This window comes from Pedobacter sp. AC402 (assembly GCF_979252805.1).
This window is the reverse complement of record NZ_CEEDAI010000001.1, coordinates 336,025-350,279: the sequence shown is the minus strand read 5'-3', so window position 1 is coordinate 350,279 and position 14,255 is coordinate 336,025. Positions and strand designations below refer to the sequence as shown.

Below are 14,255 nucleotides of genomic sequence, written 5' to 3'. Positions count from 1 at the left end.
TAGTCTTTTTTGTAACGAGGATTTTTGAGGTACGCATTTGCAATGCGAAAATAATTCCTTTAAGAGCGATAAAATCGCATTACTCGTACATCCTCGTTACAAACGAGGATGATGTGGTTTATTAAGATTATCCTAAATAAATCGTCATTGCTTTGGTTAAAGAAATCGACTATGGTCTATCAACCATCAAACCATTAACTAAGGCCTGCTATCTCTAACTTCACAGCCAGTTCATTCAAATTCTTCACCACAACATCAATGATCGGAATACCATTGTTTTTTCTTTCCTGCTCAAATTCATGTTCAGGTTCGCCAGGGATGATTACCTTTTTATCAGGATCTATCGTTTTTGCGCTTTTAAAGCGTTCTATCCAATTATCCAGGTGATCTTTAAAATCTGCAGCCGGTCTGAAGCCATCCACACGCATAGCACCTAAAAAGTGGCCCAATCCTTCGCCAACCGGATTTGCTGATGGTTCTAAAAATGCTACAAAAGGAGGCACCCAAGGGCCGTAATTTGCACCTGATAATACCGCTGATAAAATATCAACTGTAGCACTTAAACCATAACCTTTATGGCTGCCATGAGCTGCATCGCTGCCCAAAGGCAAAAGCGAGCCGCCATTTTTCAATTCGTTTGGATCGGTCGAGTTTTCACCGGTTTTATCCTGAACCCAGCCATCAGGGATACTTTTGTTCGCACGCTGGGCAATTTCCAACTTACCATTTGCTGCGGCGGCTGTAGCCATATCTACAATTACTGGTGGATATTTTCCTGCCGGGAAAGCATAACACATGGGGTTTGTGCCAAGCAAACGCTCATTTGCATAGGTAGGAGCAACCAAAGGACTGGCATTCGTCATACTGATACCGATCATATCTTTTTCTACCGCTATTAAAGCATGGTAACCCGCAATACCGAAATGATTAGAATTTTTAACCGATACCCATCCACTGCCATATTTTTCTGCTTTTTCAATAGCAACTTTCATTGCAAAAGGAGCTACAACCAATCCTAATCCGGCATCGCCATCTACAGTTGCAGTGGTAGGCGTTTCATGCACAATTTTGATATCAGGCGTGGCATTGATTCTTTTCTTTTCCCAAAGACGAACATAGCCACTTAAACGCGCAACACCATGCGAATCGATTCCCCGTAAATCTGAACGGATCAATACATCGGTTGCTAAATCAGCATGCTCATCAGAACAGCCCATTTTTTTAAAAACACTATAAGTAAATGCTCTGAGGGTGGTTTCGGTAAAAGTGATGAAGGTCATAGTATACTATTTGTCGTCACCCTGAATTTATTTCAGGGTCTTTATTGATAGATGCTGAAACAAGTTCAGCATGACGAATCTAAAAATAAATTACGGCAATAAAACAGTAAAATCGCCGCCGAGTGGTTCAAAATTTTCTATACAGGATGAAAGGAAATCTTCTCCATAATTCACATACATCGGTGCAATATTCAAAATTCTTTCCTGGAGCGTTCCGTTAGGAAAAAGTCTCTTCTTTACATGTTCAATCTGCAATAATGCAGTTTCGTGTTTTCGTTTTTCAGCACGGAAAAGTTTCTTTTCCAGGTTGGCCAGTAAATGATTTGTTCTTTGCTTAGCTGTATCGGTAGAAACAGAAAGCGTTTTATCTATTTTATAAGCATTAAGCTTAATTTGATCGAAAATGCTGTTGATTGCTCTCGTTTCATCAGCTAAACTCAATAATGCCGTGGTATTTCGCTTAACCCAAATGTTTTTTAATTCCTCAACAGGCAAGAAAATATCCTCAAGCGAAAAACCTAAATGGTATAAGTTCTGAGCGCTCCGTTTGTCGATTAATATAGCAGAGTTGCGAAGTAATAAAACCGGAAAATCAACTTTATAGTAGTCGAAATTTGCTTTTAACTGCATCCAGTAAGCTACTTCTGCTCCGCCACCAATGTAAGCGATATTTGGCAAAATTACTTCCTGGTACATTGGCCGCATCACTACATTCGGACTAAAACGTTCGGGATGTGATTCGATTTCGGCTTTTAGTGTTTCTTCAGTAAAACTGATATCAGTATGGTTTACAACATATTTTCCTTTTTCAAAGATTATACGTTCCCGAAGATTATCAATCAGGTAAAAAAAGTTAATGTCACGTCCGTTTACCTGTGTTTTATAACCTAAATCCTCCAGGTTTTTCGAGCTGTTTTCAATATTTTTTGCACTATTATGCTGAATAATATCTTCCGTAATGATGTTAGCAAATTGCTTTTTTAACTGTGCATCATCTGCATTTACAATCACTAAACCATATTTTTCAAATAAATTATTCACTAAGAAACGGGTGGCATCGGCTAAATTGTCGTGTTGCAGATAGGCCTGTTCTACCAATTTGGCAATCCGTTTTCCATTTTTAGAAATTCCCAGGTATCCCTTATATGCGGTTACTGCTGCGGCTACAGTTTTGGTGCTCAGCCTTCCTGTTGCGCCATTGGTTGTTTGTATCCAGCTGATGTTTTTTTCATCCACACTCACGTGGTTAATTTCATCAAAATCATGATCCTCAGTCGCCATCCAATACACAGGTACAAAGTTCTTATCTGGCTGAGCCATCTTTAACTCAATGGCTAAGTTAATGGTGGTTACAATTTTATAAATAAAATAAAGCGGGCCGGTAAAAAGGTTCAACTGGTGACCGGTGGTTACCGTAAAAGTATTGGATAGACCTAAAAGTTCGATGTTTTTGGTAACCGATTTATTAGGCTGCAGGTGTTGATATTGATTTTGAAGAACTTTGACTAATGTTTCTCTATTTCCTAAGAAATTTCTGTTTTCAATTGCATTTGCCAAACCCTCCATATCTGGGCGGTAACTGTAAAAAGCTTTAAGTTGCTCCTCGTTATTAATATAATCCAAAACCAGTTTTGAAAATGATCCGGTTTCCTGATATGAGATATATTTTGCCTGCATGATTTGCGAAAGTAATGCAATTTAAGGATAATCGTAAAGTTGCGCTACTATTTTACAATTGTTAAATAATTAGAGATTGCTTTCAATCGCGCCAACTTTTTCACGGTACAAATCAATCGGGCTATCTAAAAGCACTGCAATTACGGTCAATTCGGGATCTAGTTTATCTTTAGGCACCGGAATGTAAATAATACCTGGTATTTTGCTCCAATACAGTTTATTATAAATTTCGTGCGGCAACATAGTACCTTCTCCTACAATTCTGATCCTGCTGATGTTGTTTTTTAAACCTTTAATTGCAATTGGCCCGGTTGGTGTGCCTTCTATAAATAAATAAAGGGTTTGCTTATCTGCAGAAAGTGCCGCATTGCCCTGGTAATGTCCGGCAGGTATTCCTCCGGTTGTTTTATACAGTGCTTCAGCATTTTTAATTACCCATTTGTTAACCGTTTCGTCAAGAGGTTTTATATTTGCATTAAAATTCATCCCATCTGCCGCTAAATTCGTGTCGTTAAAAATATTGATACCCTTATTTAAGGTTGTAGCTAATTTTTTCAGTTTGTAAGAAGCATCATTTAGTTTAGTGTTCTTAGTGAATAAATCTTTAAACAAAATGCTTTCGCTTTCATTTTCAATAAGAGCAATAGGTTCATCAAAACTCACTTTTACAACTGTTACATCCTGATCAAAATCAGCTGAGGGAATATTAAAAATATAATCTGATGGATTGATGTTGGCAAATTTTACCAGGCCACCACCAACTAACTGCATACTTTTTACTTTTGATTTTATACCTGTTAACAAAATGCCATCATCTGTTTTATAGTCGAGGTAAAGGAAAAGCGTTTTTTTGTCTTTTGATAACGCTGTTTTGCCATTAAAATGTTTTGGAGCGATACCAGTTTGGGTTCCGTAAATGGCTTCACCATGTTTTTTTGTCCAGCGGCCCAAATCTTTTAAAATCTTAACCTGTTCAGGCGCGATGGTTCCATCTGCTTTTGGGCCAATATCAAGCAATAAATTACCGCCCATTCCAATACAATCAACCAGTGTACGGATAATCATATTTGATGATTTATAATGATTGTCGTATGGTTGATATCCCCATGAATCGTTCATAGTATAACAGAGTTCCCACTCTGGTGAATTTGGTTTCACTACAGGCACGCCTTGCTCAGGCGTATCGTAATCGCCATGTCCGTTTAGGCGCGAGTTAACAATAATATCCTTATTTGTATTACGTAAATTTTCTAATATATTTTTGGCCTGCCACTCATCTCCACTATGCTCCCAATCGCCATCAAACCATAAAAGATCTGGATTGTATTTTGTAGAAAGTTCATTAAGCTGCTCCTGAAAATAATTTTGAAATTTTTTAAACCGGGTAGGATCTTGTTTATAGTCGTAACGCTTCCTATCGCGGGTAAAGCCATCATAATCCGGATAGCTCCAATCGGGTAATGAGAAATATAATCCCGTTTTAAGCCCCGATTTTTTAAGTTCAGATACAAATGGAGTGATTAAATCTTTTTTGGCAGCACTATTTTTTAATGTGGTAGTGGCTAAGAGAGCTTTACTATCCCAAAGGGCCACACCATCGTGGTGTTTTGTGGTTATTACTGCATATTTTGCACCACTTTCTTTAATCAGGTTTACCCATTCATTAGGGTTATATTTTGCAGCGGTAAAACCATCAAGTTGTTTCATGTAGGCATCATGGTTGATATAGTTGTTGAAAAACGACCACGATTCGGAAATACCATTTACTGAATAAATGCCCCAATGGATAAAAATACCCAATTTTGCGTCAGCAAACCACAGCATTTTTTGATCAGAAACCTTTTGTTGGGCAGAAAGATTGCTCGTTATGAATAATAAAAATGAAATGATGAAAAACTTTAAATAACGCATATTTTGTTTAGTGTAGCTAAATGTTAAATATAATGTTTTAGGAAGATTTAGTTAGCAAAAGATGCGTTTTTATATTAGTTGGCCTCTGTGTCAGATGGTAATATCTGACAGCACGGGAATAGCGTCTGATTTCCATAGAACGATCGTCATCTCGACTGCAGCGGCGTAGTCCCGAACTTTCAGAAGAGAGATCTGTTATAGATTTAGCTTCGCTGAGCACTTACGTAGTTCTCGACTGCGTGGCACTTCGCTCGAAATATTTTGCCTGCATGATGTGCGAAAGTAATGCAATTTAAGGATAATCGTAAAGTTGCGCTACTATTTTACAATTGTTAAATAATTAATAGTCACTTTCTCTGGTTTTAATTTTAGGACAAAATTGGATGTCGAAGTTTGGCTTTAGTATTAATATTGTTAAAGGTATAGGTTCCCAATTGGGAATTAAATATTGTCCAAAAAATTGTAACTGACTTAGTAAAGTATCTGTGAAAATTACAGGTAATGAAGAACGGCTTTGTGCTTGCTGGGATTAGAATCGCATCAGTTGAAATTTCGTACAAAAAGCAGAATAGCTTATATATCCTCAATTTATTTCTTTAAGGTATCGGCAATTTGCACAAAACAGATATTGGATTTTCGCTTTTCTTTTGGTGAAATTAAAGAGAAAAGTCTATTTGCTTTCCATAGTAATATTGTTCTGAAGTTCATCATTTGAAATTTCAAAGGCAAAAAAGTCTGTCGCGTTAATTGTATTGTGGCACCCTGAAATAAATCTTTATGCATTTAGGCAAGTCATAAAAGATTTTTTGACAGCCCTCCCTCATATTAGCGGTTCGTGCTGTTACCCATATAAGGCTTAGAACTTTTCCTTAGATTAGTTGTTACAGATTTTTTTTTACGTGCTTTTAGAAAATCGCTAAATTCTTTTTCTTCTTTTTCTGTCAAAGTTTTGTTTACGAACACAAAGTCTTTGTTGTCCATTTTTTTGAAATTTATCATAACTTAAAATCTTTAAAATATCTAGTAGCCAAAATAAATGCTTCTTTAGTATCAATAAACATTCTGTTCCCACCATAAATCTTGGCACCCAACGTCTCTTGGTAATGGGAAACAAGTTGGGTTTTGGCCACAAAAGAAACAACTCCGTCATAATTTAGTTCGAATGAGGTTTTACAGCAAAATGCAATTAGATTTCCAGCAACCCCTTTATAAAGCTTGTTCTTTCCTTTGTTGAACTTTGCACTCTCAATTATGTTCATAAAAATATGATCGCCTTTGTCGGTAAAGCTTATGAATCCCTGGGTTATAGCTAAATTGTTAACCGTTGTCAATTTATAAACTTGCTTAGTATCATCCTTTAACTCATTCTGCCAGTCAAACACCCACTCGCTCTTCTTAAGAATCTTGGTATCGGATGCCGTCAATTTTATAATTGATGTGTCAAACACTTCGCCTGAAATTGCGTTTTCAATAGAATTTGTAAGCTTGTCAATTACAAAATCAAATTCGTTAGTCTGCTGCTGTTTCAATACACTAATTTACGAAAAATTAAGGTTTTAATCAAATGCTAATGTCTTTACTAAAAGCATATACGCTTTGTTGGGTGTATCCGATACATGACTGCCAATGGTTATCGCTTGGCTGTAGTCGGGAATAAAATTCTTTAACCTTTATAAAAAATAAAAGTTAAAATTTTTTAAGTAAAATTATTTTGGGTCTGGTTTAAAACTAACATTTCTATCCTTAAGCATGCTAACAAAAAAAAGCCGTTCTGAATAATCAGAACGGCTGTAATATATTTGGTTTAGTGATTTACCATTTTTTTCTGCGTTCGCCGCTTCCACCTTCACGGCTTCCACCTTCTCTGCGAGGGCCTCCAGTGTTACCACCTTTGTCGTCACGACTGCGTCCAGAGAAATCTCTGAAACCACCACCGCCGCTTCCGCCTTCACGTCTACCGCTACCACCGCCAGAACTTCTTCTGTCGCCGCCGCCACGATAACCGCCGCCGCCACCGCCGCTTCTGCGTTCACCGCCGAAACCACCGCCACCGCTACGTCTTTCGCCGCCACCGCGTCTTTCTCCAGCGCCTTCACCACGACCACCGTCTCCGCTTTTCTCGATACGTACCTGACGACCGTTAAACTCAACAGATTTAAAGCCTTCAAAAACTTTGTCAGCCACATCGTCTTCCACTTCAAAGAAAGAGAAAACACCTTTTAAATCGATTTTACCAACGCTTTTGCCACCAATTTTACCGTTGTTACAGATAAATGATAACATATCGCCACGGGTAAACTCATCTACAGAACCCAAGTTGATGAACAAACGGGTGTAACCTTCGCTACCACGTCCACGTCCGGCACCTCTTTCGCCCCTGTCTGCACCGCGGTCGTCGCCAACTGCTGCATTTAAATCAGGTGCTTTAGAATAATAATCCAAGAAACGGTTAAATTCTAACGAAGCAAAACGTTTAATTACATCTTCTTTAGATAAGTCAGCAAATTCATCCATAATACGTGGAATGTACTGATCAATCTGTTCGTTATTTACTTCTACATTGTGTACTTTATGTACCAAAGAGAACAATTGTTTTTCGCAAACGTCAAACCCTGTAGGAAGCTCAGCTTTGGTAAATTGTTTACCAATAATGCGCTCCAACTGGCGGATTTTACCTAATTCTTTAGAGTTGATGATACAGATAGAGATACCGGTTTTACCAGCACGGCCAGTACGGCCAGAACGGTGAGTATAACTTTCAATTTCATCAGGTAATGAGTAATTGATTACGTGAGTTACATTGTTTACATCGATACCGCGTGCAGCAACATCAGTAGCAATTAATAACTGCATGTTACGCTCACGGAAACGTTGCATTACTTTATCACGTTGTTGCTGCGATAAATCGCCGTGTAAAGCATCAGCATTGTAACCATCTTTAATTAAATGCTCTGCAACATCTTGTGTATCCAATTTGGTTTTACAAAATACTACGGCAAAAATTTCAGGGTTAAAATCTACAATACGTTTTAAGGCAGCGTATTTATCACGTGCACGAACAATGTAGTATTCGTGTTCGATGTTTACGTTACCCGTATTTTTTGTGCCCATGGTTAATTCTACAGGGTTATCCATATAGTTTTTAGCTATACGGCGAACTTCTGCTGGCATTGTAGCCGAGAATAACCAGGTTTTTTTGTCATCAGGAGTAGTTGATAAAATGTCGTTGATATCGTCCTGGAAACCCATGTTCAACATCTCGTCAGCTTCATCAAGCACAACATATTTAACGTTAGTGAAATCAATGGCTTTACGGCCGATGATATCCAACATACGGCCGGGCGTGGCCACTACAATTTGTACGCCTTGGCGTATTTCGCGTAGTTGTTGCATAATGTTCGCGCCACCGTAAACGGCAACAACGTGGGCATTAGCAACGTTTTTAGAAAAGTTTTTAAGGTCGTTAGCGATTTGCAAGCATAACTCACGGGTTGGGCATAAAATCAATGCCTGTGGTTTGTTAACTTTAAAATCGATTAGTTCTAACAGCGGCAAACCAAATGCGGCTGTTTTTCCTGTTCCTGTTTGGGCCAAACCAACAAAATCATTAGTGCCTTCTAACAGTACAGGAATACTTTGCTCCTGAATAGGTGTTGGAGTTTCAAATCCAAGATCCTTTACGGCATTAACGACGTCATCACTTATCCCCAATAATTGAAATGGGTTTGTCATTCGTCTTTTTATTTTTAATTGAGCCGCAAAGGTAAGGTTAATTTTTCGTATTTTACAGATAATCAAGTAAATAGTTTTTTAAGCTAAATATTTGAAAATAAGGATGTAACAGGGAATCGATAAGGGATGTTTGAAAAGGCGGGATGGTGGAGCTTTAAACTAGGCCGTAATTGCAATAGAAACAGTTGCTTTTTGTTTTGGAAATCAGTTGTAGTAGGGTTTCTGTTCCAACAGTCCCGTTTTCCGTTTCAATCTTTTTCAAACCTTAAAGGTTATCAAAAGTATTTTCGCTGCAACCGGGTTTAGGTGGCTAGGGCAAAGAAGCTATTTATGTTTGTTTTTAAAAAGCCACTTGGGCAGTGCATCTGTTAATATTGCAGGAGCAAAAATATCGTTGTGAGCCAGATTATCGAATTCCCAGAACCTGATTTTGTTGTAAGGACTTAATTCTTTAAAAAATTGCTCATCACTATCAAAAGGGTTTTCGGTGTCTTTATTCCCATGGATTAACCAGATTGGCATATTTGTTAATTCTTTCACCTTATTAAATTGAGGTATGCCCGAAATACTGATCCCTGCGGCAAATACCTCTGGTTTTAACGCTAAAGCATTAATCACCGAAGAAGCACCCATGGAAAAACCGATGAGGTAAATCCTTTTCTTATCAATATTTAAAGTGTTTTTTAAGCTATCGATCAGTTGCAAAGCAGTTGTTATACAAGGTTGCGGTATCGAAGTCAATACATTTCTGCTACTGTCTAAAACATAATTAGACGAGCGTAAAGGAAATTGTGGTGCTAAAATGAAAGCAGGATATTTCGTCTGTATTTCGTCAGCTGCAAACAGTTTTGCCAAAATACCCAACTGACTTGTATTATCGTTTCCAACCGCATTTGATCCATGAAATACAATTACCAGTTGGAGTTTTTTTGATGTACTTTTCGGTTTTAATAAGCGGTATACAATAGGCATATCACCAATGCCTTTAAATTCCCCTTTCGTAAACACATCTGTATTTAAATCTTTAATTTCTTCTATTCTCTGTTTAATGTAAAGCGAATCGGTATTGTTATCGATTTTGGTTTTGCCGAAAGTATTGATGCGTTTGCTACACGATAAGATTCCGCAAAGCAAAATCACAGCACAGGTATAGTAAAAGGCTTGACTTTTAACACGCATAGAGAATGGTAATTTTTTGGGTTAAAATTAAAAGATTAGCGCAACCTTTCAGCCGAACGGATCAACCTTTCATCTTTATTGATGCCGAAAATGCCCAATACTATAAATAAAATAGCTAAGGCAGGTAAATACGCGCCAGCCCCAAAACTTGCACCTTCAATACCACCAGGGAGTTTTTTGGCGTAAACACTGCACCAAAAGGCAAAACCGATAATTAATATGATCGAAACAATGGCAAAGCGTTTTTGAAAGCTGCGTTTTCTGAAATTAAAAATATTAACAAAACAGATAATCGCAATGGCAATATTGGTAATCAGTAGGGGTAAAAACGATAATATTTTAAAGGGAGAACCTGCTTTTCCTTCAATAACCTGAAATAAACCGCTTGAATATACTGCAGACTCTGAGCCGGCAATTTCTTTACTTGCAATAGGTAAAAACAACATTAAAATTAGCGTTAAAGCCGCTAAAAAAAACCAAATCGATTGTATTCTTTGTATCATGAATGTAAATATATTGTTGAGCAAATTTAATTGTTTTTAGCTAAGAATAAAGTATAAAAAGCGGAGGGCATAGAGCAAAGAGCGTTTAGCCGTATAATTTATTCGCATAAGGTTAATTCTTGCCTTTAAACTTAAACTAAGCAGCACCATACCCTTTGCCCTTTGCGAGCTAAACTGTACTTTTGCATCGCTTTGAGTAAAAAAAGGTATTTCATACAAATCGCATACGATGGTAGCTTATACCATGGCTGGCAAACCCAACCCAATGCAGTTACCGTTCAGGAATTGTTGGATAAGGCGATGTCTGTTTTTTTTCGGCAACCAATAGAAACCCTGGGTTGTGGGAGAACAGATGCAGGTGTGCATGCCACAGATTTTTATGCGCATTTTGATGTGGAAGGTATAGAAGAGGCTAAAGTATTAAATGCCATAACCGGTATTAACGCCATGTTGCCATATCAAATTGCTGCAAAACGCATTATACCTGTGCACAACGATGCCCATGCACGTTTTGATGCCACAGCACGTGCCTATAAATATTATATCCACTTCGAAAAAGATCCATTTAAACTCAACCGTTCCTGGTTGGTTAAAGATCAATTGGATGTTGAAGCAATGAACGAGGCGGCGGCACTTTTATTAAATTATACCGATTTTTCTTGTTTCAGTAAATCGAATACCCAAACATTTACCAACAATTGTAAAATCACAAAAGCAGTTTTCGAAAAGCAGGAAAATGGATTGGTTTTTACCATTCAGGCCGATCGTTTTTTAAGAAATATGGTTAGGGCCATTATGGGTACTTTAGTAGAAATTGGCAAAAAAGAAATAAATTTAACAGATTTTAAAGCAATAATAGAAAGTAAAAACCGCAGTAAAGCCGGGCAATCGGTACCTGCCTGTGGTTTGTATTTAGTAAAAATAGAATACCCTTATATAAGGTAGAAGGTTAAAGGCGTAAGCTAAAAGGTTTAGCCACCGCTTTACAAGATGAACCTAATACTTTTTTGAAATTTGTGTGAGCTATGTAGGACCTTAAACCCTAAACCTTACACCCTAAACCCTAAGCATGGCAGTTACAGGCGACGTATACAACACCGGATTACTGAAACGTATTTTTCAATACGTAAAGCCTTATCGTGCCGTTTTTGTATGGTCGGTTATTTTAACGATTTTACTGGCAGCAATTTCTCCCGTACGTCCGTTTTTAATAAAATATACCTTAGATCATTACATTTTAACTGGCAATTATTCAGGACTTGTAAACATGACCATGCTGATGGTTTTTATGTTGATTTTACAAACTTTAATCCAATATAACCATACGCTTTTAACAAATACACTTGGTCAGTCGGTTATCCGCGATCTCCGGATCAATGTTTTTAATCACATTACCAAACTCCGTCTCAAATTTTTCGATAAAACGCCTATAGGTCAGTTAATTACACGTACAGTTTCCGATTTAGAAACCATTGCAGATATTTTTTCAGAAGGTTTAATCTCCATGATCGGTGATAGTTTGCAGGTAGTGGTGATTGTGTGTGTAATGTTATATACCGATTGGCAACTGAGCCTGGTAGTTTTGTTACCTATTCCGTTGTTAATTATTGCAACCAGGAAATTTCAGAAAGCAATTAAGGTGGCCTTTCAGGAAATCAGGAATGAAGTTTCAAATCTGAATACCTTTTTGCAGGAACACATTACCGGAGTTTCCATTGTGCAGTATTTTGCCAGGGAGAAGCAGGAGTACAGGAAATTTTATGCCATCAACAAGCGTTATCGCGATGCCAATATCCGTTCCAATTGGTACTATTCTATCTTTTTCCCTGTGGTGGAGTTAATCTCAGCCATGTCATTAGGTTTGTTGGTTTGGTATGGCGCAAAAAGTATTCTTTCCAAACCTTTGGATGTAACGCCTGGAACCATCACCCAATTTATTATGTACCTGGGTATGGTGTTTACGCCGATCCGCCAATTGGCTGATAAATTTAACACCTTACAAATGGGTATGGTTGGTGCTGAGCGTGTTTTTAAAGTTTTGGATACTGATGAAACTACGCCAAATGAAGGAACTCAAAAACCTGCCAGCTTAAAAGGAAATATCCTTTTCGAAAAAGTCTGGTTTGCTTACAATGAGGAAAATTATGTGCTTAAAAACCTCAGCTTTGAGGTAAAAGCTGGTGAAACCGTTGCTTTGGTTGGTGCAACAGGAGCAGGTAAATCATCTACAATTAATATCCTGAACCGATTTTATGAAGTAAAAAGAGGAAATATTACCGTAGATGGTATCCGCATTGAAGATTTTGAGCTCGATTACCTTAGAAGTCACATTGCAACGGTACTTCAGGATGTTTTTCTGTTTTCGGATACCATTTTAAACAACATTACGCTAAATAATCCCGAAATTAAGATAGAAGAAGTTGTAAATGCTGCCAAAAAAGTTGGTGCGCATGATTTTATCGAAAGATTGCCCGGTGGATATCAATATAATGTGATGGAAAGAGGGGCTACACTTTCTGCTGGTCAGGCGCAGTTAATTTCCTTTATCCGTGCGCTGGTACACAATCCTGCTATTTTGGTTTTAGATGAGGCTACCTCTTCAGTTGATACTGAAACCGAATTATTGATCCAGAAAGCCATTGATAACCTGATGGAAGGCAGAACTTCTATTGTAATTGCCCACCGCTTATCAACCATTCAAAAAGCCGATCAGATTATCGTGCTTGATAAGGGCGAGATTAAAGAAAAAGGTACTCATCAACAATTGCTGAAGCTGAACGGCTATTATAAAAAACTTTACGATCTGCAATTCTCATCCAAAGGGATAGCTAAAGTTTAAGCCTGTTTATTCTCAAGGATTTTCTTAATTTAACAGCTTCTTAAACTTTAAAGGAAGATGAAACGGTTAAAATTAATTGCCTTATTCTTGTTTTCGGCCTTAACGCTCCAGGTTTCTGCACAACAGAAAAAATATGCAATGGTTATTCATGGCGGGGCAGGTACTATCCTCAAAAAAAATATGAGTCCCGAAATGGAAGCTGCCTATATTGCTGTTTTAACACAGGCATTACAAGCTGGCTATGCTCAAATTAAAGCTGGTAAAACCAGTATGGATGCCGTAGAAGCCACTATACATGTAATGGAAAACGATCCTCATTTTAATGCAGGTAAAGGTGCTGTGTTTACCCATGATGGGAAAAACGAGCTTGATGCAGCAATTATGGATGGAAAAACATTAATGGCAGGATCGGTTGCCGGAGTTACCACCATTAAAAATCCTATTTCTGCAGCAAGGGCAGTGATGGAAAAATCGGAACATGTAATGATGGTTGGCGCAGGGGCTGAACAATTTGCTAAAGAAGTTGGGCTGGAAATTGTAGATCCGAAATATTTCTGGACAAAAGAACGCTGGAATGGTTTACAAAAGGCTATTAAAGAAGATTCTACAAAAGCAGTATTAGATCATGGAAGCAAAAAATCGGAATTACTCGGAAGTAAAAACCACGATTATAAATTTGGTACAGTAGGTTGTGTAGCACTTGATAAAGCAGGCAACCTGGCTGCAGGAACATCAACCGGAGGTATGACGAATAAAAAATACGGTCGTGTTGGCGATGCCCCAATTATCGGTGCTGGTACTTATTGCAATAACGAAACCGCTGGTATTTCCTGTACCGGTTGGGGCGAGTTTTACATTCGCAATGTAGTGGCCAAAACCATTTCCGATTTAATGGAATATAAAAGTTTATCAGTAGCCGAAGCTTCGAAAATAGTATTGGATAAGGTAGGTAAAATGGGTGGCGACGGTGGTTTAATTGCGCTGGATAAAAACGGTAATGTGGCCATGCCATTTAACACCGAGGGCATGTACCGTGGAACAATAACCACAGATGGAAAAATTGAAGTCAGTATTTATAAATAGATTTATTTTAAGCTTATATCTGCTCAATGAAAAGCCAAAACACCTAAAAGA

At 37.9% G+C, this 14,255-nt stretch carries 11 protein-coding genes; 3 read left to right on the top strand and 8 right to left on the bottom strand.

Annotated elements, in window-relative coordinates:
- Positions 1-194: 194 nt before the first annotated feature.
- The 8 genes from AC0IWE_RS01535 to AC0IWE_RS01500 form a co-directional block, all read right to left on the bottom strand.
- Complete coding sequence (locus tag AC0IWE_RS01535) at positions 195-1,280, bottom strand: Ldh family oxidoreductase (protein WP_471791636.1); 1,086 nt, start codon at positions 1,278-1,280, stop codon at positions 195-197.
- A gap of 90 nt (positions 1,281-1,370) precedes the next feature.
- Entirely contained in the window at positions 1,371-2,957 is a 1,587-nt protein-coding gene (gene bshC / locus AC0IWE_RS01530) for a bacillithiol biosynthesis cysteine-adding enzyme BshC (protein WP_471791635.1), read from the bottom strand.
- Positions 2,958-3,026: 69 nt separating this feature from the next.
- Positions 3,027-4,868 carry an alpha-L-fucosidase gene (locus tag AC0IWE_RS01525; RefSeq protein WP_471791634.1) on the bottom strand — a complete coding sequence of 614 codons (1,842 nt, stop codon included), beginning with the start codon at positions 4,866-4,868 and terminating at the stop codon, positions 3,027-3,029.
- 825 nt (positions 4,869-5,693) lie between these two features.
- A complete protein-coding gene (locus AC0IWE_RS01520; RefSeq protein ID WP_157255484.1) occupies positions 5,694-5,849 on the bottom strand; it encodes a hypothetical protein in 156 nt (51 codons plus the stop codon).
- Between the two features lie 14 nt (positions 5,850-5,863).
- Positions 5,864-6,397: a hypothetical protein gene (locus AC0IWE_RS01515; protein WP_471791633.1), complete on the bottom strand. Its 534-nt coding sequence runs from the start codon at positions 6,395-6,397 to the stop codon at positions 5,864-5,866.
- Positions 6,398-6,680: 283 nt separating this feature from the next.
- Positions 6,681-8,600 (bottom strand): DEAD/DEAH box helicase, encoded by a 1,920-nt coding sequence (locus AC0IWE_RS01510; protein WP_463496654.1) that lies wholly within the window; start codon positions 8,598-8,600, stop codon positions 6,681-6,683.
- 324 nt (positions 8,601-8,924) lie between these two features.
- On the bottom strand, positions 8,925-9,779 hold the full coding sequence (locus AC0IWE_RS01505; RefSeq protein WP_471791632.1) for a carboxylesterase family protein: 855 nt from the start codon (positions 9,777-9,779) through the stop codon (positions 8,925-8,927).
- Between the two features lie 35 nt (positions 9,780-9,814).
- Complete coding sequence (locus AC0IWE_RS01500; RefSeq protein WP_463496650.1) at positions 9,815-10,282, bottom strand: DUF4293 domain-containing protein; 468 nt, start codon at positions 10,280-10,282, stop codon at positions 9,815-9,817.
- Between the two features lie 192 nt (positions 10,283-10,474).
- Between AC0IWE_RS01500 and truA the strand changes: the two genes are divergently transcribed.
- The 3 genes from truA (at position 10,475) to AC0IWE_RS01485 (ending at position 14,204) form a co-directional block, all read left to right on the top strand.
- Positions 10,475-11,227: a tRNA pseudouridine(38-40) synthase TruA gene (gene truA / locus AC0IWE_RS01495; protein ID WP_471791631.1), complete on the top strand. Its 753-nt coding sequence runs from the start codon at positions 10,475-10,477 to the stop codon at positions 11,225-11,227.
- A 124-nt stretch (positions 11,228-11,351) separates the two neighbouring features.
- Positions 11,352-13,121: an ABC transporter ATP-binding protein gene (locus AC0IWE_RS01490; RefSeq protein ID WP_471791630.1), complete on the top strand. Its 1,770-nt coding sequence runs from the start codon at positions 11,352-11,354 to the stop codon at positions 13,119-13,121.
- 57 nt (positions 13,122-13,178) lie between these two features.
- A complete protein-coding gene (locus AC0IWE_RS01485) occupies positions 13,179-14,204 on the top strand; it encodes an isoaspartyl peptidase/L-asparaginase family protein (protein WP_055912507.1) in 1,026 nt (341 codons plus the stop codon).
- Positions 14,205-14,255: the final 51 nt, after the last annotated feature.

Excerpts from the sequence above, each read along its gene's own strand:
- AC0IWE_RS01535 (WP_471791636.1), bottom strand. The coding sequence starts at position 1,280 with ATGACCTTCATCACTTTTACCGAAACCACCCTCAGAGCATTTACTTAT.
- bshC (WP_471791635.1), bottom strand. The coding sequence starts at position 2,957 with ATGCAGGCAAAATATATCTCATATCAGGAAACCGGATCATTTTCAAAA.
- AC0IWE_RS01525 (WP_471791634.1), bottom strand. The coding sequence starts at position 4,868 with ATGCGTTATTTAAAGTTTTTCATCATTTCATTTTTATTATTCATAACG.
- AC0IWE_RS01520 (WP_157255484.1), bottom strand. The coding sequence starts at position 5,849 with ATGGACAACAAAGACTTTGTGTTCGTAAACAAAACTTTGACAGAAAAA.
- AC0IWE_RS01510 (WP_463496654.1), bottom strand. The coding sequence starts at position 8,600 with ATGACAAACCCATTTCAATTATTGGGGATAAGTGATGACGTCGTTAAT.
- AC0IWE_RS01505 (WP_471791632.1), bottom strand. The coding sequence starts at position 9,779 with ATGCGTGTTAAAAGTCAAGCCTTTTACTATACCTGTGCTGTGATTTTG.
- AC0IWE_RS01500 (WP_463496650.1), bottom strand. The coding sequence starts at position 10,282 with ATGATACAAAGAATACAATCGATTTGGTTTTTTTTAGCGGCTTTAACG.
- AC0IWE_RS01490 (WP_471791630.1), top strand. The coding sequence starts at position 11,352 with ATGGCAGTTACAGGCGACGTATACAACACCGGATTACTGAAACGTATT.
- AC0IWE_RS01485 (WP_055912507.1), top strand. The coding sequence starts at position 13,179 with ATGAAACGGTTAAAATTAATTGCCTTATTCTTGTTTTCGGCCTTAACG.